Source organism: Streptomyces sp. 3211.6, assembly GCF_003634815.1.
In the GTDB taxonomy this organism is placed as follows: Bacteria; Actinomycetota; Actinomycetes; order Streptomycetales; family Streptomycetaceae; genus Streptomyces; species Streptomyces katrae_A.
The window spans coordinates 2,380,045-2,401,710 of the sequence record NZ_RBXC01000001.1; the positions used below are offsets into that span (position 1 = coordinate 2,380,045).

Consider the following 21,666-nt stretch of genomic DNA (forward strand, 5'->3'; position numbering starts at 1 on the left):
GGGACATGTCGGGACTCGCTAGTCAAAGCGCCCTCTCAGATAACGGCGCGGCAGGCATACGCCGCGCCGCGCACGCGGAGTGTTACCAGGGGGCCGGGCGGCCGGTGGGGCCGGGCTCCGGCCGGTTCGCGCCACTTTAGTGCAACGCCCGCCCCGGTCAACGAACCGCCCCGCACGCGGTGCGCCCCTCCCCCGGCGCACCCGCAAAAGCCGTGAATCACCCGGCCGGCGGACTCCTTCGCACCCTTGTGGGTTAGCTCACAACAATCATGGTTGACCTTCTTTGTCCGTCCTCACCCCATGCCCGGGCGGCCCGTGACCACTAACGTCGTATGCATGACGACATCCGCATCCCTGCCCGCACACTCCGCGCCGACGGCATCCGGCGGCGACTCCGTCACCGACCGGCTCGTCGCGGCGAACCGCCGCTACGCCGCCGAGTTCACCGACCCCGGCATGGACGCCCGCCCCGTCCTGCACGTGGCCGTCGTGGCCTGCATGGACGCCCGTCTCGACCTGCACAAGGCCCTCGGCCTGGAGCTCGGCGACTGCCACACCATCCGCAACGCCGGCGGGGTGGTGACCGACGACACCATCCGCTCGCTCACCATCAGCCAGCGCGCCCTCGGCACCCGCACCGTGATACTGATCCACCACACCGGCTGTGGTCTCGAAAGCCTGACGGAGGACTTCCGGCACGAGCTGGAGGACGAGGTCGGCCAGCGGCCCGCCTGGGCGGTCGAGGCCTTCCGGGACGTGGACCAGGACGTGCGCCAGTCCATGCAGCGGGTCCGCACCAACCCGTTCCTGCCCCACCGCGACGATGTGCGAGGCTTCGTCTTCGACGTGCACACCGGGCTCCTGCGGGAGATCGATCCGGCCACCTGAGTGACACAGCGCCCGGCGCCGTCAAGAATGCGGTGAGACGTCACCCGGAAACCCTCCGGGGCGGTGTCCGTGTTTCGGGGCGGGCCGGACCGTGCGCCATGCGCGTCGGCCCTGGGAAAGGGCCGAGGAGAACCAGGTGACCACGTACGACGACCGAGCGAGCCTCGCTGATCTGACCAGCACGGCCGAGCGGGTCCGCCAGTCGGTCGAGCGCGTGATCGAGGGCAAGCCCGAGGTCGTCCGGCTCGCCCTGGTGGTCCTGCTGGCCGAGGGCCACCTGCTCATCGAGGACGTGCCCGGCGTCGGCAAGACGATGCTGGCCAAGACCCTGGCCAAGTCCATCGACTGCTCGGTCCAGCGCATCCAGTTCACCCCGGACCTGCTGCCCTCGGACATCACCGGCGTCAGCATCTACGACCAGCAGCGCCGCGAGTTCGAGTTCAAGCCCGGCGCGATCTTCGCGCAGATCGTCATCGGCGACGAGATCAACCGGGCCTCGCCGAAGACCCAGTCGGCGCTGCTGGAGTCGATGGAGGAGCGCCAGGTCACCGTCGACGGCACCACCTACGCGCTGCCCAGCCCGTTCATGGTCGTCGCCACCCAGAACCCGGTCGAGATGGAGGGCACCTACCCCCTCCCCGAGGCCCAGCGCGACCGCTTCATGGCCCGCGTCTCGGTCGGCTACCCCAGCCCCGAGGCCGAGCTGGAGATGCTCGACGTGCACGGCGGGCTCTCCCCGCTCGACGACCTCACCGCCGTCGCGCACGCCCACGACGTCGTCAAGCTGATAGAGGCCGTCCGCGAGGTGTACGTCGCCGCCCCCGTGAAGCGGTACGTGGTCGACCTGGTCTCCGCCACCCGCAGCCACCCCGACCTGCGCCTGGGCGCCTCCCCCCGGGCCACCCTGCACCTGCTGCGCGCGGTCAAGGCCTCCGCCGCCCTGTCCGGCCGCGACTACGTCCTGCCCGACGACGTCCAGCAGCTGGCGGCGCCGGTCCTCGCGCACCGCCTCCTGCCGACCGCACAGGCCCAGCTGGGCCGGCGCACCTCCGAGCAGGTCGTCCACGACATCCTCCAGCGCACCCCGGTCCCGGCCACGCACACGCGCGGCGAGGTCCCGCCCGGCGCGGGCGCCCGGAGCTTCTGATGGCGGCCGGTGCCCCGCACGGCGCCGGCGGCCAGGCCGGGAACCCGGGCGGGCTGCGCGCCACGCTGTCCGGGCTGACCACCCGGGGCCGTTCGTTCCTGGCGGCCGGGGCCGCCGCCGCCGTCTGCGCGTACGTCCTCGGGCAGGGCCAGCTGCTGCGGGTCGGGCTGCTGCTCGTCGTCCTGCCGCTGATCTGCGTCGTCGCCCTGCACCGCACCCGCCAGCAGGTCACCGCCGGACGCCGGCTGACCCCGCCGCGGGTGCCCGCGGGCGGCGAGGCCCGGGTCCAGCTGCGGCTGGAGAACGTCTCCCGGATGCCCACGGGGCTGCTCATGCTCCAGGACCGGGTGCCGTACGTGCTGGGGCCGCGCCCGCGCTTCGTGCTGGACCGGGTCGAGCCCGGCGGCCGCCGCGAGGTGTCCTACCGGGTCCGCTCCGACCTGCGCGGCCGCTACCCGCTGGGCCCGCTCCAGCTGCGGCTGACCGATCCCTTCGGGATGGTCGAGCTGACCCGCTCCTTCAGCGCCTACGACACCCTCACCGTCGTCCCCCTCACCCAGCCCCTGCCCCCGGTCCGGCTGACCGGCGAGGCGGGCGGCCACGGCGACGGCACCCGCCGTTCCCTGGCCCTGGCCGGCGACGACGACGTGATCCCCCGCACCTACCGGCGCGGCGACGACCTGCGCCGCGTCCACTGGCGCTCCACCGCCCGCTACGGCGAGCTGATGGTCCGCCGCGAGGAGCAGCCCCAGCGCAGCAAGGCCACCGTCCTGCTGGACACCCGCTACCTCGCCTACGAGGGCGCCGGCCCCGACTCCGCCTTCGAGTGGGCGGTGTCCGCCGCCGCCTCCACCCTGCTGCACGTCCTGGAACAGGGCTTCGCGGCGCGGCTGCTCACCGACACCGGCGACGCCGTGCCCGGCGTGGGCTCCTTCGCCGGCGGGAGCTCCGCCGGCGGCCCGGAGTCCGCCGAGGCGGCCGGGCTGATGATGGACACCCTCGCGGTCGTCGGCCACTCCGAGGGGAACGGGCTGGGCCGCGCCTACGACGCGCTGCGCGGCGCCGCCGCCTCCGCCTCCCCGGGCGGCGACGGACTGCTGGTCGCCTTCTTCGGCGGCCTGGACGACGAACAGGGCGAGATGGCGGCCCGGATGCGGCAGCGCAGCGCGGCCGCCATCGCCTTCGTGCTGGACCCCGCGCTGTGGGCCGGAGCGCCCTCGCGGGTGGAGGAAAGGCTGCGCGGGCTGCGCGACGCGGGCTGGACGGCGCTGGCCGTACCGCCCGGCGCGGCCTTCGCCGAACTGTGGCGGCAGGCCGGGAACGTCCCCGTCGGCCCGCGGAACCCCGGAGGCACGGCATGAGCGGGCGGACGCGCGTGACGCTCTTCGGAACGCTGGCGACGCTGCTGACCGCCTGGTCGCTGGCCCCGCTGGTGGAGACCTCCGGCTGGCTGGTCCAGGCGGCGCTGCTGCTCGCCGTGCAGGCGGCGGTGGGCGCGGGGGCCCGGCGGGTGCCGCTCGCCCGGTCGCTGACCGTGGGCGCGCAGCTGCTGGTGTCGCTGCTGCTGCTCGCCTTCCTGTTCGCGGGGAAGGCCGAGTCCACCGGGAGCGGGCCGCTGGCCTTCCTCGTCACCGACTTCGCCGGGCTGTTCCGGCAGGGCGTGCGGGACGTCGGCGAGTTCGCCATACCGGCGCCGCTGACGGACGGCATCCGGCTGCTGCTGCTCGCCGGGGTCCTGTTGATCGGGCTGCTGGTGGACGCCCTGGCGGTGACGCTGCGCACGGCCGCGGCGGCCGGGCTGCCGCTGCTGGCGCTGTACTCGGTCGCCGCCGGGCTGTCGGACGGGCGCGGGCAGCCCTGGGTCGCGTTCCTGCTGGCCGGCGCGGGCTACCTGATGATGCTGCTGTCGGAGGGGCGCGACCGGCTGGCCCAGTGGGGCCGTGTCTTCGGCGCGGCTCCCAACGCCCGCACCCCCGCCTCGGCCGGCTCCGGCTACGGCGCGAACGGGGCCGGGGGCACCCGCGCCGTGGCCCCCGTGCGCACCGGGCGGCGGATCGGCGCGGTCGCGCTGGGCCTGGCGCTGGCGGTGCCGGCCGCGCTGCCTTCGCTCGGCGGCGGGATGCTGGGCAACCCGGGCGACGACGCCGCTTCGGCGGGCGGGGGCGGCGGCACGATCTCCGCGGTCAACCCGCTGGTCTCCCTGCAGAGCAGCCTCAACGCCCAGGACAACCGGGTCGTGATGAAGTACCGCACGGACAGCCCGCAGCTCGGCGAACAGTACCTGCGGATCCTGGCGCTCGACGAGTTCAACGGGGTCAAGTGGGAGGCGTCCGCCCGCCCGCTGACGGACGTCCCGCAGCGGCTTCCGAACCCGTCGGGGCTCACCGAGGAGGTCCGCGCGGGCGCGGTCGAGGTCCGCACCACCGTCTCGGCGGCGGACACGTACGCCCAGCGCTACCTGCCGATGCCGTACCCGGCGACGCAGGTCGACATCGGCGGGAAGTGGCGCTTCGAGCCGGTCGGCCGGACCCTGGTCGGCGACCAGCTGGGCAAGGACCGCTTCCAGAACGTGCAGGGCGCGCAGTACACCGTCCGGAGCCTGCTGCTGCGGCCCACGGCGGAGCAGCTGCAGTCCGCGCCGCCCGCGAACGCGGCGGTGCACGCGGAGTACACGAAGCTGCCCGACAACCTGCCGCCGGTGGTGGCGGAGACGGCCCGCCGGGTCACGCAGGGCGCGACGAACGACTACGCGCGGGCGGTGAAGCTCCAGGACTTCTTCGCCGTGAGCGGCGGGTTCCGTTACGACACGAAGGTGTCCTCGGGCACGGGTTCGCAGGCCATCGCCCGCTTCCTGGAGGACAAGGAGGGCTTCTGCGTCCACTTCGCGTTCTCCATGGCGGCGATGTCGCGGACGCTGGGGATCCCGGCGCGGGTCTCGGTCGGGTTCACCCCGGGGGAGAAGCAGTCCGACGGCACGGTGAACGTCTCGATGCGGGACGCGCACGCCTGGCCGGAGCTGTACTTCGAGGGCGTGGGCTGGACCCGGTTCGAGCCGACGCCCCGTTCGGGCATCACCCTGCCGGACTACGGCGCTCCCGAGGTCCCGGCCCCGCAGCCGTCCGCGTCGTCCGCGGCACCCTCGCAGTCGGCGGCCGCGCCGTCCGCGGCGCCCTCGCAGGGCGAGGCGTGCCCGCCGGCGCAGAAGAAGCTCGGCGAGTGCGGCGGACCGGTGGCCCAGCAGAGCGCCGGGTCCGGGTCCGGTGGGGTGGCGGCCGGGACGGTCCTCGCCTGGACGGCGCTGGTGCTGCTGGTGGCGGCCGTGCCGCTGCTGCCGCTGCTGTGGCGGCGGCGGGTGCGCGAGCGGCGGCTGGGCTCGGGTGACGTCCTGGCCGCCTGGCGGGAGCTGGGCGACTGCGCCTGGGACGTGGGCATCCCGCCCGACGGGGCGCTCTCGCCACGCGGCGCGGCGGGACGCATCGTGCTGCTGGGGCGGCTGGAGGGTGAGGCCGCCGAGGCGGTGCACCGGGTCGCGGGCGCGGTGGAACGGGCGCTGTACGCCCCGCCGGGCGCGGCGGGCGCCTACGCCGGCCTGACCGCGGACGTCCTCACGGCCCGGTCGGCCCTCCTGGCCGGCGTGGGCCGCCGCTCCCGCCTGCGCGCCCTGCTGCTGCCGCGCTCGGGGGCCCGTCTGACCGCCGCCGCGTCGGCCCGTCTGTCGGCGGCCTCGGCGGTGGTCTCGCGCCTCGGGGGCCGCGTCCGCCTCCCGCTCCGCAACCGGGGCTGACGGCGGGGGGAGGGAGACGGGAAACGCCGGTGCGTCCGGGCTCGTTCCCCCTGAGCCCGGACGCACCGGCGTCCTGTTACCCGGGCAGTAGCCGGTCCGCTCCGTGGCCCCGTGTCCGCGGTGCGGGCCGGCCGGCCTGCCCTTGTCCCCAACCCCCAGTCTGCGGTTTGCGCAGGTGGGAACCCATCCGTACGGGTACTCATCTGTGCACCTAGGTACGGATACTCAGTTCTACGCCGCCGGGGCCCGGCCACGGCACCGCCGACCGGGCGTCACCCGAAGGGTCAGCGGCTCCCGCTCACCCGCCCCCGCAGCAGCAGCGACAGCGCCGAGTGCACGTCGTCCAGCGACCGCTCGCTCTGGAAGGCCTGCCAGTCCAGCGCGGCCACCAGCACCATCCCGACCAGCGCCGCCGCCGTCAGCGGCACGTCGATCTCGGCGCTGAGTTCACCCCGCTCGACCCCCTCCCGCAGCACCGACTCCACCACCGCCACCGCCTGGCCCCGGACCACCATCAGCGTGCCCTGCCAGGCGCGGTTGGTGCGCCAGAGCTCGGCGACGTACAGCTGGGTGAAGGCCGGGTAGCGGTGGATGAAGACGAGGCCCGCCCGGATCATCGCGTCGAGCGCCTCGATCCGGCTGCCGCCGCGCTCCTCCGTCTCGTCCGCGGCCGCCCGCAGCGAGGCGGTCAGCAGGCCGACACCGTGCCGCAGGAGTTCCTCGAAGAGCTCGGTCTTGCTCGCGAAGTTGTAGTAGACGGTGCCCTTGGCCACGCCCGCCCGTTCGGCGATCTCGTCGACGGTGGTCGCGGAGAAGCCCTGTTCCGCGATGAGGGTGACGGCCGCCTCGTACAGCTTCTGTCGCGTGGCCTGCCGCCGGGCCCCGCCGGCGGTGGTGCTGCTGCTTTCCATGGCGCTGATTCTCACAGGTCAACAGCCCCTTACAGGCTCAGTTCCGGGTGCAGCCGGTCCATCGTCCACACCTGCTTGCCGCGGGCGGCGAGGGCGGTGAGGGCCAGGGCCCCGGCGGTGAAGGCGAGCAGGACCAGGCCGCCCTGCCACACCGGGGTGAGGTCCCCGCCGGTGATCAGGCGGCGCAGGCTCGCGACGATGTACGACATCGGCAGGTACGGGTGGATGGCGTTGAAGAAACCGGGGCTCGTCTGGACGGGGTAGGTGCCGCCCGCCGAGGTCAGCTGGAGCATCAGGACCGCGAGGACCAGGATGCGTCCGGCGGCGCCGAACTTGGCGTTGAGCCACTGGACGATCGCCGCGAAGCAGGCGGTGACCAGGACCAGGAAGCCGATGGTCAGCGCCGGGTGGGCCATCTCCAGGCCGAGGCCCCAGTGCAGTACGGACATCAGCGCGCCCACCTGCGCGGCGCCGAGGCCGACCACGGGCAGCCAGCCCGCGAAGGCGATCCGCCAGGCCGAGGCCCCGGCGGCCAGGGCCCGCTTGTTCATGGGTGCGATCAGCATGTAGGCGACCATCGCGCCGACCCAGAGGGAGAGCGGGATGAAGTAGGGGGCGAAGCCGGTGCCGTAGTTGGGCGCCTTGTGCAGGGGGTCGCTGGCGAGCTGGACCGGGTCGGCCATGACCTGCGTACGGGCGTCGCGCTGCCGCTGGTCGTAGTCCGGGATCTTGCCGGCGCCGTCGTGGAGACCGCCGGCGAGCTGGCCGGTGCCGTCGACCAGCTTGAACATGCCTCCGTTGAGCTGCTGGGCTCCGTCGCCGAGCTTGCCGACGCCCTCGCCGAGCTTGCCGGAGCCGCCGGCGGCGGTGCCGATGCCGGCGTGGAGCTTGACCATGCCGTCGGCGACCTGGTGGGCGCCGTCGTTGAGGGCGTTGGCCTTGGCCACGGCGGCGTTGAGGTCACCGGCGAGGCCGGGGGCCTTGGTGGCGAGTTCGCGGGCCTTGTTCTCCAGGTCGGTGAGCTGGCCCTGGAGCTTGGCGATGTCGCCCTTGCCGTTGCCGAGCACGGTGTTCGCGTCGGCGGTCAGCAGGGCGGCCTCGGCCGCGTCGTCCTTGATCTTCTTCTGCGTCTCGCAGAACCCGGCGGGCAGCTGGGGGTTGGGCTTGCCGCAGTACCGGGTGTAGCTGGAGTCGGCGAGGCCCGCGAGGCTCTTGGTGGCCGCGGCGGCGGCCGGGGCGTGTTCGGCGGCCTTCTCCAGGTGGTTGTTGACGACGTGCGCGGTATCGGCGACCAGCTTGGCGGTGTCCGCGAGGTTCTTGGGGTCCTTGACGAAGGGGCGGGCCTTGTCGGCGGCGCCGTTCGCCAGGTCGGCGACCTTCTGGGTGCCCTCGGCGACCTCCCGGGTGCCGGTCTCCAGCTTGGCGGCGCCCTCGTTGAGCTTGTTCAGGCCCCCGGTGAGCTCGCCGGACTTCTCCTTGGCCGTGTCGAGGCCGTCGGCGAGGTCCTTGGCGCCCTGCTGGGCCTTGCCCGCGCCGTCCTTGAGCTTGTCGGCCCCGTCGGCGGCCTCGGCGGTCTTGTCGTGCAGGTCGGAGAAGGAGACGAAGATCTTGTCGAGGAACTTGCGGGACGCCTTGGTGGAGGCGGCCGAGCGGACCTCGGAGAAGACGGTGCGGGAGATCGAGCCGACGATGTAGTTGTTGGCGTCGTTCGTGCGGACCTGGAGGGCGCCGGTGGTGGGGGCGGCTCCGCCGCTGGAGGCGACCTTCTCGCTGAAGTCGGCGGGCATGGTCAGGGAGAGGAAGTACGTGCCGTCCTCCAGGCCCTTGGCCGCCTCGTCGGCGCTGACCACGTGCCAGTCGAAGGTCTTGCGCTCGCGCAGGTTCCGGGTGATCTCACCGCCGACGTCGAGGTGCTCGCCGCCCACGGTGGCGCCCTTGTCGGCGTTGACGAGGGCCACGGGTACCTGGTCGAGGCGCTTGTAGGGGTCCCAGAACGACCACAGGTACAGGGCTCCGTAGAGCAGGGGCAGCAGGAGCAGCGCGACGAGGGCGGCGCGGGGCAGCTTCCCCCGCCCGAACCGCTTCAGCTCAAGCGCGGCCAGTTTCGGCGAGCGCATCGTCCGCCCCCTTCGTGTCTTCGTCGTCGGTGTCTGCGTCGTCGGTGTCTGCGTCGTCGGTGTCTGCGCCGGTGCCTTCGTCGGCGTCTTCGCCGGTGCCGTCGGTGCGGCCGTCCTGGACGGGCCCGGGCGCGGCCTGCGCCCCGGGGGCCGCCTTGGTGAGGGACGGTGCGGCGGGGTGCGGCTGCGGGTCCGCCGGGGTGTGCGCTTCCTCCGGGCGGGAGGTGCCCCAGGTGACCTTCGGGGTCTCGGAGGGGGACGCGGCGGCCGGCTTCGGGGCGGGCTCCGGCTGGGTCCGCGGGCCCGTGCGGATCACCGTCACGTCGCCGGGGGCCTCGCTGCACACCGCGAGGACGGTGGTGCCGCGGGCGGCGACCGAGCGGAGCAGGGTCCAGGCCTCGGCTCGTTCGGCGTCCGAGAGCTTGAGGTCGAGGTCGTCGAGGGCCAGCAGCCGGGGGCCGCTCAGCAGGGCGATGGCCACGGACAGCCGGACGGCCTCCAGCCGCTCCAGGTCCCGCACGGAGGTGCGCGGCCCCTTCGGCAGGGTGGCCGGGTCGAGCCCGGCGGCCGCGAGGGCCTGCTCGATCCGGGCCGGGGCCGGGGCGGCGTGGGCGCCGCGGCGGCGCAGCAGGGAGCGCAGCGGGGCGTCGTAGCGGCGCTGGAGCATGGCGCCCTCGCGCAGCTGCTCGGCGACGGTGAGGGCCTGGTCGAGGTCGTTGACCCCGGGGACCGGGCCGAGGGCGGCGATCCGGCGGACGGCGGCCATCTTCTTCGGAAGGCGGTGGCGGCCGATCTCGGCGTGGCCCGCGGTGGGTTTCATCCGGCCCGTGAGGGCCAGGAGCAGGCAGGTGCGGCCGCTGCCGGAGGGGCCCTCCACCGCGAGGAGCGAGCCGGGTGCGGCGTCGATCGCGATGTCCTGGAAGACCCAGCCGCGCGGGCCCTTGAGTCCGAAGCCCTCGGCCTTGACGGCGGCGCCGTGCGGGCTGTCCACGCGCCCTCCCCCTCCTTTTGAACTGACCAGTCAGTTCAAAAACTAGCAGGGTCGGGACCAAGGCCGGTAGAGGAGGGGGACTTTGGGGGGAAAGGCGCAGGTCAGGGCGATTGTCAGTGGCGGGCGTCACGATGGGTCCAGCAACGGAAACCACGCACCACCCGGCAGCACCCAGCAGCACCCGCCAGCACCACGCAACGACAGGAGGTTCGTCATGGCCACACCGTCCCCGTCCCCTGTCCACCCCGTCCCGCGCAGGTCGGCCGCGCCCCCGGCCGCCCTGGACCTGCTCGCCAAGGCCCGCAGCGGCCTGGCCGAGGCGGCCCTGCTGCCCCGGCCCAACGAGCGGTACGCCACCGCCCACCTCGCCGCCCTGCGCACCGCCGCGGCGGTCCTCGCCGCGCGCGCCCGGCCCGAGCCGGCCGGCTCCAGGCGGCGGCCCCGGATCCGCAGCGCGTGGGAGGTGCTTCCGGAAATAGCGCCGGAGCTGACCGAGTGGAGCGCCCTGTTCGCCTCGGGCGCCGCCCGCCGGGCCCGGGCCGAGGCGGGGATACCGGACGCGGCCAGCGGCCGGGACGCGGACGACCTCGTGCGGGAGGCCGGGATGTTCCTGCGCCTGGTGGAGCGGATGCTCGCGCTGCAGCCCGTGGCGCAGCCCGTCCCCCAGCCCCGTCCGGAGCGTCCGGACGCGCGATGAGCTGCCCGGTCGGCCGAGGCAATAGGGTGGGGCAAGCACCGCACCCCGCCCCAACGCCGCCGAGGAGCCATCAGCCGTGTCGGACATTTCCCGCCCCCGTGCCTCCCTCCGCACCGCCGTGGTGTGGGAGGTCCTCAAGGAGGCCCTCGACCGCCGGGTGAAGGCGACCGGGCGGGATGTGCTGGACGTCCTCGACACCGGCGGCGGCACCGGCAAGTTCGCCGTGCCCGTCGCCCGTCTGGGCCACCGGGTGACCGTGGTCGACCCCAGCCCGAACGCGCTGTTCGGGCTGGAGCGCCGGGTCGCCGAGGAGGGCGTCGCCGGGCTGGTGCGCGGGGTACAGGGCGACGCCCAGGGCCTGCTGGACGTCGTCGAGCGGGACGCGTACGACGTGGTGCTGTGCCACGGCGTGCTGGAATACGTGGACGACCCGGCCGAGGGCGTGGCCAACGCCGTCGCCGCGCTGCGTCCCGGCGGTGTCCTCAGCCTGCTCGGCGCCGGCCTCGGCGGGGCCGTCCTGGCGCGGGCGCTGGCCGGGCACTTCACCGAGGCCCGCACCGCGCTCACCGACCCGGCCGGGCGCTGGGGCGCCGGCGACCCGGTACCGCGCCGCTTCACGGCCGAGCAGCTCGCGGAGCTGGTCGGCGCGGCCGGCCTGGAGGTCGGCGCCGTGCACGGGGTGCGGATCTTCGCCGACCTGGTGCCCGGCGTCCTGGTGGACACCGAGCCGGGGGCGGTGGAGGCGCTGCTGCGCCTGGAGGAGGCCGCGGCCGAGCTGCCCGCCTTCCACGCGGTGGCCACCCAGCTGCACGTCCTGGGCGAGAAGCCGGCCTGATCCGCCGCCCGGTCCGCCTGATCCACGGGCCCGCGCGGGGTGACCTGCGCGAGACCCCTCCGTTCCCGCGCCGTGACCCGTATGATCGGACCACCGCTCGGCATGGCGGACCGCTCATTGGGGAATAAGCGCCTCAGTGACCGCGCTGGTGACGGTACGTTTCACGCAGTGGTTGTCCACACAGTGGTTTCTCGCTCAGCGATGTGCAGAATGTGGCGTAGAGGGCGGGTATCACGGGGGCGATTCCCCGCCTATCCTGAAGGGGACCCCTGGTCGCTACCCCCCGCGACCGACGGATGAGGAGGACTCCCGTGCCGCTCTCGGAGCACGAGCAGCGAATGCTCGAGCAGATGGAGCGAGCGCTGTACGCCGAAGACCCCAAGTTCGCGACAGCGCTTGAGGGCAGTGGACTGCGCACGTACACCCGGCGACGGGTCTACCAGGCAGCCGCAGGCATTGTGGTGGGTATCGCGCTCCTCATGACCGGTGTGATCTGGCAGGAAGTGCTCTGGATCAGCGTGGTGGGATTCCTCGTCATGCTGGCCTGTACGGTCCTCGTCGTCACCGGTTGGCGCAAGGCACCCAAGCCCGGCGAACAGCCCGTCTCCGGAAGTGCAGGCGGTTCGGCCCGCGGGCAGAACCGGCAGCGTCGGTCGATGATGAACCGTATCGAGGACCGGTGGCAGCGCCGCCGCGACGAACAGGGGCATTAGTCCCCGCACCCCATTCCGTCCGGTGAGGGACGGCCGCGCGAGCGCGGCCGTCCCTCACCGTTTTCCGCGTCCCTGCGGCATGATGCCGGTGTGAGTGTGCTCCCCCTGGTCTTCACCAGCGGCTGGGCCAGCGGGATCAACGCCTACGCCGTGGTCCTCCTGCTCGGCGTCTTCGGCGCGACCGGCCTGACCGACGAGGTCCCGGCCTCCCTCCAGCGCACCGACGTGCTCGTCGTGGCGGGCGTGCTGTTCCTCTGCGAGGCCGTCGCCGACAAGATCCCTTACGTGGACTCCGTCTGGGACTCCGTCCACACCGTGATCCGCCCGGCCGCCGGGGCCGTGATCGGCGCCCTCCTGGCCGGGCAGAGCGGCTCGCTGTCCGACCTGGCCGCCGGCGCCCTCGGCGGCTCCACCGCGCTGGCCAGCCATCTCGTCAAGGCCGGCACCCGGATGGCCGTCAACACCTCCCCCGAGCCCTTCAGCAACTTCGTGCTGAGCACGGCCGAGGACCTCGGCGTGGGCGGACTCGTCACGTTCGCCATGTTCCATCCGATGGCCGCCGCGGTCATCGCGGCCGTCCTGCTCGCCGCCGGCGTGGCCCTGCTGGTCTTCCTCTGGAGCCGCATCCGCCGCTACCGGCGCCGGCGGGCCCAGCGGCGCGAGGAGAAACGGATGGCCGCGGTCCGCGGGGCGCCGCCGTTCTGACCCGCTGACCTCGCTCGATGGGCGGGGCACTCGCTCGATAGGCTCAGCGCCATGGCAAGAATTGCGGTGATCGGCGCCGGCATGGGCGCGATGGCGACGGCGGCCCGGCTGGCGGTGGCGGGCCACCAGGTGACGGTCTACGAGCGCGGCTCCACCTACGGCGGCGCGCTCGGCCGGTACGAGCGCGACGGCTTCGCCTTCGACACCGGGCCGGGCCTGCTGCACCTGCCCGCCGTCTACCGCGACCTGTTCGTGAAGACCGGCAAGCGGCCCCTGGAGGACCTGGTCGAGATGGTCCAGGCGGACCCGGCCGTCCGGCACGTCCTGGACCACGCCGCCGTCACCCTCCCCGGCACCTCCCGGGGCGGGGTCGCCGCCGCCCTGGACGAGACCTTCGGCGCGGGCGCGGGCGAACGCTGGAACGACCTGCTGGGCCGCGCCCGCGACACCTGGGACGCCACCCGCCGCCCCCTGCTGGAGGAGCCGCTGCGCCCCGACTGGCAGGTCCTGGGCCGCGACCCCTATCCGGCGCTGCGCGGCAGCGGCCTGCTGCGCCGCCGCCAGCCGACCCTGGCCGAGGTGGCCCGGCGCGAGCTGGGCGGCGGGCTCGGGGAGCTGCTGCGCGGGCGGGTCCTGGCGTACGGGCTCGACCCCGACTCGGCGCCCGCCGCCGCTGCGGCCCTGCCGTACATGGAGCAGACCTTCGGCACCTGGTACGTACGCGGCGGCATGCGCGAGCTCGCCACCGCCGTGTACGAGCGCTGCCTGGAGCGGAAGGTGGAGTTCGTCTTCGGAGCCCCCGTACGGGCGGTGCTGAGCCGGGACGGCCGGGCGGCCGGGGTCCGGCTGGACGACGGCACCGAGGCAGCCGCCGACTCCGTGGTCTGCGGGATCGACCCGAGGCAGCTCCCGTCCGGCTCCGTGTCCTGGCCGCGCGGCAGCGTGCAGGCCCGGGGCGGCTCGGTGCCCGGCCGGCTGACCCTGCTGCTCGCCCTGCGCGGCGGCCGCCCGGCGGACGCCGTCCACCGCACGCTGGTGCACTCCCCGGGCTCCGCCGCCGTCCAGCTGGTCACGGTGCTGCGCCCGGACGACCCGTCCACCCGGCCCGACGAGAACCACGAGGCGGTGACCGTGAGCGCCGTGTGCGGCCCCGCCGGAGGGGCCGCGGTGCCGGACCCGGAGAAGCTGCTGGACCTCGCCGCACGGGCCGTCCCCGACCTGCGCAAGCGGCTGCTGTGGCAGGAGGTGCGCACCCCGGAGCACGTGGAGGCGGCCACGGGCGCCCTCGGCGGCTCGGTGCCCGCCCCGGCGCTGCCGGGCGACGGCGGGCGGCTGCTGTACCCGGCCAACGCGACGGGCCTGCCCGGGCTGTACCTCGCGGGCGGCTGGGCGCACCCCGGCGGCGGGCTCGCGCACGCGGGGATGACGGGGGCCCTGGTGGCCGGCCTGATCGTCGAGGGGGCGGACTTCCGCGGCTCGCAGTGAGCCGCCCGGGCCGTGGGCCCGCGGCGCGCGCAAAAAAAGGGGGGAGGGCCCGGCTCGTACGAGCCGGGCCCTCCCCCCTGGCCGCTCCAGCGGCGGGTACCGGCTTCAGTAGCGGTACTGCCCGTACTCGCCGTTGCCCTGGTACGGGTACCCCTGCTGCTGCGGGTCCTGCTCCGGGTAGGGCTGCGGGGCCGCGTCGGTGGCGCGCTGCTGCGGGACCCAGACCCCGCCGGGCGGGGTGTCCATGGAGTACTGCTGCTGCGCGGGGTCGTAGTGCGGGTAGTCGTACGGCTGGCCCGGGGAGACCGCCCCGCCGGTGCCGATGTACGGGTCGGAGTAGGCGGCGTAGACCTGCTGGTCACCCGCCGGGTACCCGCCGGTGTAGTCGTAGCCCCCCTGCCCCTGCCCGGGGCCGGGGTAGGCGTGCTGCCCGCCGTCGTGGCCGTCCGCGGCGAACGGGGAGGCGAAGGCGGTGGTGGCGTCCGGCTGCTGGGGGGCGAAGCTCTGTATCCCGTAGGAGCCGGTGTCCTCGGGCACCGGCTGCGGGACGAAGACGTTGCGGTCGTCCCGGTCGCCGGCGTCCTCGTGGGATGGGAAGTCGGCGCCGGCACCGGCGGCGGCCGGGTCCTGGGAGCCGTACTCCAGCCCCGTCACCTCCAGCGCGGGCTCCTGGCGCTGTGCACCGCGCCCCGAGTGGCGGCGGCGTCTGCTCGGCGCCTCCTGGCGGACGGGCCGGCCGTCCTTGCCCTTGCGCAGGGCCCAGCCGGCGACGAAGCCCTTGCGGAAGGAGAGCGTCACCAGAGTCTGGCCGACGGCGAAGGCGATCGCACCGACGGCGATGACGAGCACCGACGGCAGCACGACGCCGGCGACCACGCCGAGGAACCCGGCGAAGGCGAGCAGGCGCCAGCGCAGCCGGGCCTTGTACTGCATCAGGACCTCGGCAAGCAGCCACAACGCGACGAAAGCGAACGCGATGTAGAGGACCGTCATTCCCATGCAAGGCCCCTCTCGGTACGGCCGTACCGCGCGGGAGACGGGGAGACGGCCGATCAGGCCCGCTGGTGCAGGCCCAGGTTCTCGTAGATTTCGAGAGTCGCCGTGGAATTGTTCAGCGTGATGAAGTGCAGTCCCGGAACACCTTCGGACAGCAGCCGCGCGCAGAACTCCGTGGCGAACTCGATGCCAATGGAGCGTACAGCGGCCGGATCGTCCTTGACGGCGTGCATGCGGTCTTTCACGGCGTCGGGGAAGACCGCGTTGCTCAGCTGGGGCAGTCGGTCGAGCTGCTTGATACCCACAACAGGCATGACCTCGGGGATGATCGGGGTCTCGCAGCCCGCCTTCTGGACGCTGTCGCGCAGCCTCAGATAATTCTCGGGGTCGAAGAACATCTGGGTGATGGCGTAGTCCGCACCTGCGCGGCACTTGTCCACGAAGTACCGGATGTCCGTATCCCAGTTGTCGGAGCGGGGGTGCATCTCGGGGAAGGCGGCGACGCCCACGCAGAAGTCGCCGGACTCCTTGAGCAGGCGGACGAGGTCGGCCGCGTAGTCCACGCCCTCGGGGTGCTTGACCCACGGGCCCATGGGGTCGCCCGGCGGGTCGCCGCGGAGCGCGAGCATGTTGCGGATGCCGGCGTCGGCGAACTGGCCGATCACGTGGCGCAGCTCGGCGATGGAGTGGTCCACGGCGGTGAGGTGCGCGACGGGGGTCAGGGTGGTGTCGGCGGCGATCTGCTGGGTGGCGCGGACGGTGCCGCCCCGGGTGGAGCCGCCGGCTCCGTACGTGACGGAGACGAAGCTCGGGGAGACCGCCTCGATCCGGCGGAGCGCGTTCCAGAGGTTGCGCTCGCCCTTCTCGGTCTTGGGGGCCCAGAACTCGAAGGAATACGAGGCTCCGGACGCGAGGAGGTCGCGGACCGTGTGTGCACGGTCCGACCAGGTGGAAGCGGTACCAAGGGCCATATGGGCAGGTTAGACGCGCCCCGCCGGACGCCGAAGCACTGTCCATCCATTGGACAGATTTTTGGACACCCGGGCGCGGGCCCGAGCGCGGCACGAGCTCCGCACGAGTGGGCTACGAGACCGGCCGCCCGGGATCCGTCACGCGAGGCGGGCGCGGACGCGCTTGGCCAGGTCGGCGGCGGCGGCCCCGGGGTCGGTGGCCTCGGTGATCGCACGGACGACCACGACGCGGGTGGCTCCGGCGTCGAGGACCTCGTCCAGGTTCGCGGCGTCGATGCCGCCGATGGCGAACCAGGGGCGGTCCTGCTCCAGGGAGGCCGCGTAGCGGACGAGGCCGAGGCCCGGGGCGTAGCGGCCGGGCTTGGTGGGGGTGGGCCAGCAGGGGCCCGTGCAGAAGTAGTCCACGCCCGGTTCGGCGACGGCGGCGTCGACCTCGGACTCGGCGTGGCAGGAGCGGCCGATCAGGACGTCCCGGCCGAGGATGGCGCGGGCGGCGGGGACGGGGATGTCGCCCTGGCCGAGGTGCAGGACGTCGGAGCCGATGGCGTGCGCGACGTCGGCGCGGTCGTTCACGGCGAGCAGCTTGCCGTGGCGGCGGGCGGCCTCGGCGAACACCTGGAGGTGTTCGAGTTCCTCGCCGGCCTCCATGCCCTTGTCGCGGAGCTGGACGATGTCGACGCCGCCGGCCAGGACGGCGTCGAGGAACTCGGGGAGGTCCCCCTGCCGCTTGCGGGCGTCCGTGCACAGGTAGAGCCGGGCGTCGGACAGCTGCTGCATGGGAGTACCCCTTGGCGGTGATGGAGTGCGGGCGGGCCGAGGTTACCCGGCCCGCCCGCATCCGTGGATCAGCCGGTCAGAGGGCGAGCGCCTGAGCGCGGCGCTTCACCTCCGTGCCGCGGTTCTCCCGCAGCGCCTGCACGGGGGTACCGGGCAGGGAGGGGTCCTCGGTGAACAGCCATTCCAGCATCTCCTCGTCGGAGAAGCGGTCGTCGCGCAGCACGGTCAGCAGGCCGACGAGCCCCTTGACGACCTTGTCGCCGTCGATGAACTGGGCCGGAACCTGCAGCGCGCGGTTCTCGCCCCGGCGTACGGCGATCAGCTGCCCTTCCTTGACCATCTGGCGGACCCGGGTCACCTCGACGTCGAGCATCTCCGCGATGTCGGGGAGGTACAGCCAGGAGGGGACTAGGGCATCGATCTTTGCGTCAATCTCGGTCACGGACACAAGCCTGCCACCTCGGCGGGGCGCCCGGTACCCGGCCCCGTCCGTCCGGGTCCGGGCCGGTGCGCGGACTGGCGTCCGGGCCGGTGGGCGGACAGGCGTCCGGGCCGGGGCCCGGGGCCGGGTGCGGGTGCGGGTGCGGGCCCGGGCACGGACCCCTGTCGGAGGGGTCCGTCAGGCGGCGGCCGATTTCAGCGGGACGCCCGGGTCGGCGACCTTGGCCGGGTCGACGGGGGTGCCCGACTCGATCAGCTTGCGCCCCTGGGCCAGGTCCCGGGGCCGGCCCACGGCCAGGACGGCGACGAGCACGTCCCCGCGCAGCCAGCACACCGACCAGGTGTCGCCGTCCGGGTCGCCGCGCCACAGCAGGGTGTCGGCGCCGCCGTGGTGGCCCGCGTACTGCACGAAGCGGCCGAACTGCTCGGACCAGAAGTACGGCACCGGGTCGTAGGCCTGGACGGCCTCCCCGGCGACGATGTTCGCCGCGACGGCGCGGGGGCCCTGGAGGGCGTTGTCCCAGTGGTGGACCAGCAGCCGGGTCCCGTAGCGGGCCGACGGGAAGGAGGAGCAGTCGCCGACGGCGTACACCCCGGGCAGCGAGGTGCGCAGGTGGGCGTCGGCGGTGACGGAGCCGTCGGGGCCCCGCTCGACGCCGCTGCCGGCGAGCCAGTCGGTGGCGGGGCGGGCGCCGATGCCGACGACGACGGCCCCGGCGGGCAGCTCGCCGCCGTCCGCGAGGAGCACCCGGCCCTCCTCGATCCCGGCCACCTTCGCGCCGGTGAGCAGGGTGGCGCCGGCGCCCTCGTACCAGCGGGCCATGGGGGCGGCGACCTCGGCGGGCAGGGCCCCGGCCAGGACCCGGTCGGCCGCCTCGACCACGGTGACGGCGCAGCCGGCCTCGCGGGCGGCGGTGGCGAACTCGGCGCCGATCCAGCCGGCCCCGACCACCACGACCCCGGGGGCGGCGGCGAGCACGGGGCGCAGCCGGGCGGCGTCGTCGAGGGTGCGCAGCAGGTGGACGCCGGGGACGCCCTCGGTGCCGGGCAGGGTCAGCGGGGTGGCGCCGGTGGCCAGGACCAGGACCTCGTACGGGACGGGTCCGGCCTCGGTGTCCAGCTCGCGGTCGGCGGCGCGCAGGCCGGTGACCTCGGTCCCCAGGCGCAGGGTGATGCGCAGGCCCTCGAAGTCGACGTCGAAGGCGGAGTCCTCGGCCTTGCCGAGCAGCACCGCCTTGGAGAGCGGGGGGCGGTCGTAGGGCTGGTGGGGTTCGGCGCCCAGCAGGGTCACGGGGCCGGTCCAGCCCTGGTCCCGCAGGGCCACCGCGGTCTGCACGCCGGCCATGCCGGCGCCGACGATCACCACGCCGGGCCCCGGCTGCTCCGTCTGTTCCGTCTGCTGCTGCGTCTGCTGCTGCGTCTGCTCACTCACACGGTCAGCCTAGCCACCTGACGACCTGTCAGGAAAGCGGGGGCCGCCCGGCGCGGGGAGGCAGCCTTACCCGCCACCGGCCCCGGGGTTAGTCTGGCCACCGTACCTATCGCGGGAGTCCGGGCGCACCGGGCTGAGAGGGAGGCTGGCCGGCCTCCGACCGTACGAACCTGATCCGGGTCATGCCGGCGAAGGGAGGGGCTGGACGCCCATGCACGCATCCGACAAGGGATCCGACCACCGGGGCCACGACGTCCGCCACGACGTCCTCGTCATCGGTGGCGGGATCATCGGCCTGGTCACCGCCTGGCGGGCGGCCCGGCACGGGCTGCGCACCGCGCTCGCCGACCCCGACCCCGGGGGCGGCGCCGCCCGGGTCGCGGCCGGCATGCTCGCCGCCGTCACCGAGCTGCACTACGGCGAGGAGACCCTGCTGGGGCTCAACCTCGCCTCCGCCGCCCGCTACCCGGAGTTCGCCGCCGAGCTCACCGAAGCCAGCGGCGGCATGGACCTCGGCTACCGCGCCTGCGGCACCCTCGCCGTCGCCCTCGACGCCGACGACCGCCTCCACCTGCGGGAACTGCACGCCCTCCAGCGGCGCTGCGGCCTGGAATCCGAGTGGCTCACCGGCCGCGAGTGCCGCCGCCTGGAGCCCATGCTCGCCCCCGGGGTGCGCGGCGGGCTGCGCGTCGACGGGGACCACCAGGTGGACCCGCGCCGCCTCGCCGCCGCCCTGCTCACCGCCTGCGAGCGGGCCGGGGTGCGCATCCACCGCGCCGGCGCACGCCGGCTGCTCGTCACCGCCGACCGGGCCCGCGGGGCGCTCCTCGACGACGGCACGGAGCTCCTCGCCGACCAGGTGGTCCTCGCAGCGGGCTCGCTCAGCGGCCGGCTGGAGGGCGTACCGGAACAGGTGCTGCCGCCCGTACGGCCGGTCAAGGGACAGGTGCTGAGGCTGGCCGTACCGCCCGCCTACGCGCCGTTCCTGTCCCGGACGGTACGGGCCGTGGTGCGCGGCAGCCACGTCTACCTGGTCCCGCGCGAGAACGGCGAGCTCGTCATCGGCGCCACCAGCGAGGAACTCGGCTGGGACACCACCGTCACCGCGGGCGGGGTCTACGAGCTGCTGCGCGACGCCCACGAGCTGGTCCCCGGCATCACCGAGCTGCCGCTGGTCGAGACCCGGGCCGGGCTGCGCCCGTGCTCCCCCGACAACGCCCCGCTGCTCGGCCCGACCGACCTGCCCGGACTGCACCTGTCCACCGGCCACTACCGCAACGGGGTGCTGCTGACCCCGCTCACCGGCGACGTGATGGCGGAGCTGCTGACCACCGGCGCCGTGCCGGAGATCGCCCGTCCGTTCTCCCCCCGCCGCTTCTCCCCCGCACGTCAGGAGTCGTACGCATGACCATCTCCGTCAACGGCGAGCCGCGCGAGGTCGCGGCCGGCACCACCCTCGACGCGGTGGTCGCCACCCTCACCACGGCCCCGTCCGGCGTGGCCGCCGCCCTCAACGAGACGGTCGTCCCACGCGGCCGGTGGTCCCTCACCCCGGTCGGCGACGGCGACCGGGTCGAGGTCCTCACCGCGGTCCAGGGAGGCTGAGCGCGATGGCCGACGACCTGTTCGCCCTGGGCGGCCGGACCTTCTCCTCCCGCCTGATCATGGGCACGGGCGGCGCCCCGAGCCTGGAGATCCTGGAACGCGCCCTGATCGCCTCCGGCACCGAGCTGACCACGGTGGCGATGCGCCGCCTGGACCCGACGGTGCAGGGCTCGGTCCTGTCGGTGCTGTCCAAGCTGGACATCGCGGTCCTGCCGAACACCGCGGGCTGCTTCACCGCCGGCGAGGCCGTCCTGACGGCCCGGCTGGCGCGGGAGGCCCTGGGCACGGACTGGGTCAAGCTGGAGGTGGTCGCGGACGAACGGACCCTGCTGCCGGACGCGGTGGAACTGCTGGACGCGGCGGAGGTCCTGGTCGACGAGGGCTTCACGGTCCTCCCCTACACCAACGACGACCCGGTGCTGGCCCGGAAGCTGGAAGACGTGGGCTGCGCGGCGATCATGCCGCTGGGCTCCCCGATCGGCTCCGGGATGGGCATCCGCAACCCGCACAACTTCGAGCTGATCGTGGAGCGGGCCGGGGTCCCGGTGATCCTGGACGCGGGGGCGGGGACGGCGTCGGACGCCGCCCTGGCGATGGAGCTGGGCTGCGCGGCGGTCATGCTGGCCTCGGCGGTCACCCGCGCCCAGGAGCCGGCCCTGATGGCGGCGGCCATGCGCGACGCCGTCTCGGCGGGCCGCCTGGCCCACCGAGCGGGCCGCATCCCGCAACGCCGCTTCGCGGAAGCCTCGTCCCCGACGGAGGGCCGCGCCACCCTGGACCCGGAGCGGCCGGCGTTCTGAGGGGGCCGCGGGGCTCGCGACGGGGGCACGCCATCTCCCCCTCGAGGGGCGGACGCGGAACGGCGCCTGCCCACCCGCCCCCGAGTGCGGGCGGTGGGATGGGGGGGCGGCGTCCCGCCGGGCGGTGACCGGACAGCCGGACAGGATCCGGGGGGCGGGGCCCCACTCGGCGGTCTCAGGGATGGGTTGGGGCTTTCCGTCAGTCTCATCGTCCTTCCGCGTCGGGCCACCCTGTCAAGGGTCGCCGCAGGCGATCGCGCAGCGACGCGACCGAAGGGAGCGCCCTTGACAGGGCGGCCCGGACCGGAAGGACAGTGGGACTGACGGGAAACCCCCAGACCGGCTCTGAGACCGCTGAACGGGGCACCGCC

Annotated in this window: 20 protein-coding genes and 1 riboswitch; of the genes, 12 read left to right on the forward strand and 8 right to left on the reverse strand. The window is 74.3% G+C overall.

What is annotated here, in order from left to right; all coding sequences use genetic code 11:
• The first annotated feature begins 273 nt into the window (after window positions 1-273).
• From BX286_RS11055 to BX286_RS11070, 4 genes are all read left to right on the forward strand, one after another.
• A complete protein-coding gene (locus tag BX286_RS11055; protein WP_398898380.1) occupies window positions 274-888 on the forward strand; it encodes a beta-class carbonic anhydrase in 615 nt (204 codons plus the stop codon).
• A 136-nt stretch (window positions 889-1,024) separates the two neighbouring features.
• Window positions 1,025-2,035, forward strand: a complete 1,011-nt coding sequence (locus BX286_RS11060) for a MoxR family ATPase (RefSeq protein ID WP_079426129.1) — start codon at window positions 1,025-1,027, stop codon at window positions 2,033-2,035.
• Window positions 2,035-3,396, forward strand: coding sequence for a DUF58 domain-containing protein (locus BX286_RS11065; RefSeq protein WP_079426132.1), 1,362 nt, complete (start codon window positions 2,035-2,037; stop codon window positions 3,394-3,396). The genes BX286_RS11060 and BX286_RS11065 overlap by 1 nt, the downstream gene beginning before the upstream one ends.
• Window positions 3,393-5,819, forward strand: a complete 2,427-nt coding sequence (locus tag BX286_RS11070) for a DUF3488 and transglutaminase-like domain-containing protein (RefSeq protein ID WP_079426134.1) — start codon at window positions 3,393-3,395, stop codon at window positions 5,817-5,819. Before BX286_RS11065 ends, BX286_RS11070 begins: the two co-directional genes overlap by 4 nt.
• Window positions 5,820-6,103: 284 nt before the next feature.
• Here BX286_RS11070 and BX286_RS11075 read toward each other — a convergent pair whose 3' ends face one another.
• Genes BX286_RS11075 through BX286_RS11085 form a run of 3 tightly spaced genes read right to left on the reverse strand, consistent with a single transcriptional unit; the run spans window position 6,104 to window position 9,838 of the window.
• Window positions 6,104-6,730, reverse strand: a complete 627-nt coding sequence (locus BX286_RS11075) for a TetR/AcrR family transcriptional regulator (protein ID WP_237292765.1) — start codon at window positions 6,728-6,730, stop codon at window positions 6,104-6,106.
• Window positions 6,731-6,759: 29 nt separating this feature from the next.
• Complete coding sequence (locus BX286_RS11080; protein ID WP_100863805.1) at window positions 6,760-8,847, reverse strand: YhgE/Pip domain-containing protein; 2,088 nt, start codon at window positions 8,845-8,847, stop codon at window positions 6,760-6,762.
• On the reverse strand, window positions 8,819-9,838 hold the full coding sequence (locus BX286_RS11085; RefSeq protein ID WP_079426141.1) for an ATP-binding cassette domain-containing protein: 1,020 nt from the start codon (window positions 9,836-9,838) through the stop codon (window positions 8,819-8,821). Before BX286_RS11085 ends, BX286_RS11080 begins: the two co-directional genes overlap by 29 nt.
• A 214-nt stretch (window positions 9,839-10,052) precedes the next feature.
• On the opposite strand from BX286_RS11085, the gene BX286_RS11090 reads away from it, so the two are divergent.
• The 5 genes from BX286_RS11090 (at window position 10,053) to BX286_RS11110 (ending at window position 14,273) form a co-directional block, all read left to right on the forward strand.
• The gene (locus tag BX286_RS11090) at window positions 10,053-10,535 is read left to right on the forward strand and encodes an SAV_6107 family HEPN domain-containing protein (protein WP_079426143.1); all 483 of its coding nucleotides are present in this window, start codon (window positions 10,053-10,055) and stop codon (window positions 10,533-10,535) included.
• Window positions 10,536-10,611: 76 nt separating this feature from the next.
• Window positions 10,612-11,370 carry a bifunctional 2-polyprenyl-6-hydroxyphenol methylase/3-demethylubiquinol 3-O-methyltransferase UbiG gene (locus BX286_RS11095; protein WP_079426145.1) on the forward strand — a complete coding sequence of 253 codons (759 nt, stop codon included), beginning with the start codon at window positions 10,612-10,614 and terminating at the stop codon, window positions 11,368-11,370.
• Between the two features lie 311 nt (window positions 11,371-11,681).
• Window positions 11,682-12,083, forward strand: a complete 402-nt coding sequence (locus tag BX286_RS11100) for a DUF3040 domain-containing protein (protein ID WP_079426147.1) — start codon at window positions 11,682-11,684, stop codon at window positions 12,081-12,083.
• Between the two features lie 90 nt (window positions 12,084-12,173).
• Window positions 12,174-12,788 carry a DUF4126 domain-containing protein gene (locus tag BX286_RS11105; RefSeq protein ID WP_079426149.1) on the forward strand — a complete coding sequence of 205 codons (615 nt, stop codon included), beginning with the start codon at window positions 12,174-12,176 and terminating at the stop codon, window positions 12,786-12,788.
• 51 nt (window positions 12,789-12,839) lie between these two features.
• Entirely contained in the window at window positions 12,840-14,273 is a 1,434-nt protein-coding gene (locus BX286_RS11110; RefSeq protein WP_100863801.1) for an NAD(P)/FAD-dependent oxidoreductase, read from the forward strand.
• 105 nt (window positions 14,274-14,378) lie between these two features.
• Here the strand turns inward: BX286_RS11110 and BX286_RS11115 are convergent, their stop codons facing one another.
• The 5 genes from BX286_RS11115 to BX286_RS11135 all read right to left on the reverse strand — a co-directional run bounded on the left by BX286_RS11115 (window position 14,379) and on the right by BX286_RS11135 (window position 18,890).
• Window positions 14,379-15,272 carry a hypothetical protein gene (locus BX286_RS11115; RefSeq protein ID WP_079426154.1) on the reverse strand — a complete coding sequence of 298 codons (894 nt, stop codon included), beginning with the start codon at window positions 15,270-15,272 and terminating at the stop codon, window positions 14,379-14,381.
• A gap of 53 nt (window positions 15,273-15,325) precedes the next feature.
• A complete protein-coding gene (metF, locus tag BX286_RS11120; protein ID WP_121014919.1) occupies window positions 15,326-16,240 on the reverse strand; it encodes a methylenetetrahydrofolate reductase [NAD(P)H] in 915 nt (304 codons plus the stop codon).
• Window positions 16,241-16,378: 138 nt separating this feature from the next.
• A complete protein-coding gene (gene thiE, locus BX286_RS11125) occupies window positions 16,379-17,017 on the reverse strand; it encodes a thiamine phosphate synthase (protein WP_079426159.1) in 639 nt (212 codons plus the stop codon).
• A gap of 76 nt (window positions 17,018-17,093) precedes the next feature.
• Window positions 17,094-17,459: an Rv2175c family DNA-binding protein gene (locus tag BX286_RS11130; RefSeq protein WP_045949327.1), complete on the reverse strand. Its 366-nt coding sequence runs from the start codon at window positions 17,457-17,459 to the stop codon at window positions 17,094-17,096.
• Between the two features lie 177 nt (window positions 17,460-17,636).
• Entirely contained in the window at window positions 17,637-18,890 is a 1,254-nt protein-coding gene (locus BX286_RS11135) for an NAD(P)/FAD-dependent oxidoreductase (RefSeq protein WP_398898382.1), read from the reverse strand.
• A 101-nt stretch (window positions 18,891-18,991) separates the two neighbouring features.
• Window positions 18,992-19,104: riboswitch (TPP riboswitch) on the forward strand.
• On the opposite strand from BX286_RS11135, the gene thiO reads away from it, so the two are divergent.
• From thiO to BX286_RS11150, 3 genes are all read left to right on the forward strand, one after another.
• A complete protein-coding gene (gene thiO / locus BX286_RS11140) occupies window positions 19,102-20,298 on the forward strand; it encodes a glycine oxidase ThiO (protein WP_079426164.1) in 1,197 nt (398 codons plus the stop codon). It overlaps the preceding riboswitch by 3 nt.
• Window positions 20,295-20,495, forward strand: a complete 201-nt coding sequence (gene thiS / locus BX286_RS11145) for a sulfur carrier protein ThiS (RefSeq protein ID WP_079426167.1) — start codon at window positions 20,295-20,297, stop codon at window positions 20,493-20,495. Before thiO ends, thiS begins: the two co-directional genes overlap by 4 nt.
• 5 nt (window positions 20,496-20,500) lie before the next feature.
• Window positions 20,501-21,295, forward strand: a complete 795-nt coding sequence (locus BX286_RS11150; protein WP_121014920.1) for a thiazole synthase — start codon at window positions 20,501-20,503, stop codon at window positions 21,293-21,295.
• The last annotated feature ends 371 nt before the right edge of the window (window positions 21,296-21,666 follow it).

Excerpts from the sequence above, each read along its gene's own strand:
- BX286_RS11065 (WP_079426132.1), top strand. The coding sequence starts at position 2,035 with ATGGCGGCCGGTGCCCCGCACGGCGCCGGCGGCCAGGCCGGGAACCCG.
- thiO (WP_079426164.1), top strand. The coding sequence starts at position 19,102 with ATGCACGCATCCGACAAGGGATCCGACCACCGGGGCCACGACGTCCGC.
- BX286_RS11080 (WP_100863805.1), bottom strand. The coding sequence starts at position 8,847 with ATGCGCTCGCCGAAACTGGCCGCGCTTGAGCTGAAGCGGTTCGGGCGG.
- BX286_RS11075 (WP_237292765.1), bottom strand. The coding sequence starts at position 6,730 with ATGGAAAGCAGCAGCACCACCGCCGGCGGGGCCCGGCGGCAGGCCACG.
- BX286_RS11110 (WP_100863801.1), top strand. The coding sequence starts at position 12,840 with ATGGCAAGAATTGCGGTGATCGGCGCCGGCATGGGCGCGATGGCGACG.
- metF (WP_121014919.1), bottom strand. The coding sequence starts at position 16,240 with ATGGCCCTTGGTACCGCTTCCACCTGGTCGGACCGTGCACACACGGTC.
- BX286_RS11090 (WP_079426143.1), top strand. The coding sequence starts at position 10,053 with ATGGCCACACCGTCCCCGTCCCCTGTCCACCCCGTCCCGCGCAGGTCG.
- BX286_RS11070 (WP_079426134.1), top strand. The coding sequence starts at position 3,393 with ATGAGCGGGCGGACGCGCGTGACGCTCTTCGGAACGCTGGCGACGCTG.
- thiS (WP_079426167.1), top strand. The coding sequence starts at position 20,295 with ATGACCATCTCCGTCAACGGCGAGCCGCGCGAGGTCGCGGCCGGCACC.
- BX286_RS11115 (WP_079426154.1), bottom strand. The coding sequence starts at position 15,272 with ATGGGAATGACGGTCCTCTACATCGCGTTCGCTTTCGTCGCGTTGTGG.
- thiE (WP_079426159.1), bottom strand. The coding sequence starts at position 17,017 with ATGCAGCAGCTGTCCGACGCCCGGCTCTACCTGTGCACGGACGCCCGC.
- BX286_RS11150 (WP_121014920.1), top strand. The coding sequence starts at position 20,501 with ATGGCCGACGACCTGTTCGCCCTGGGCGGCCGGACCTTCTCCTCCCGC.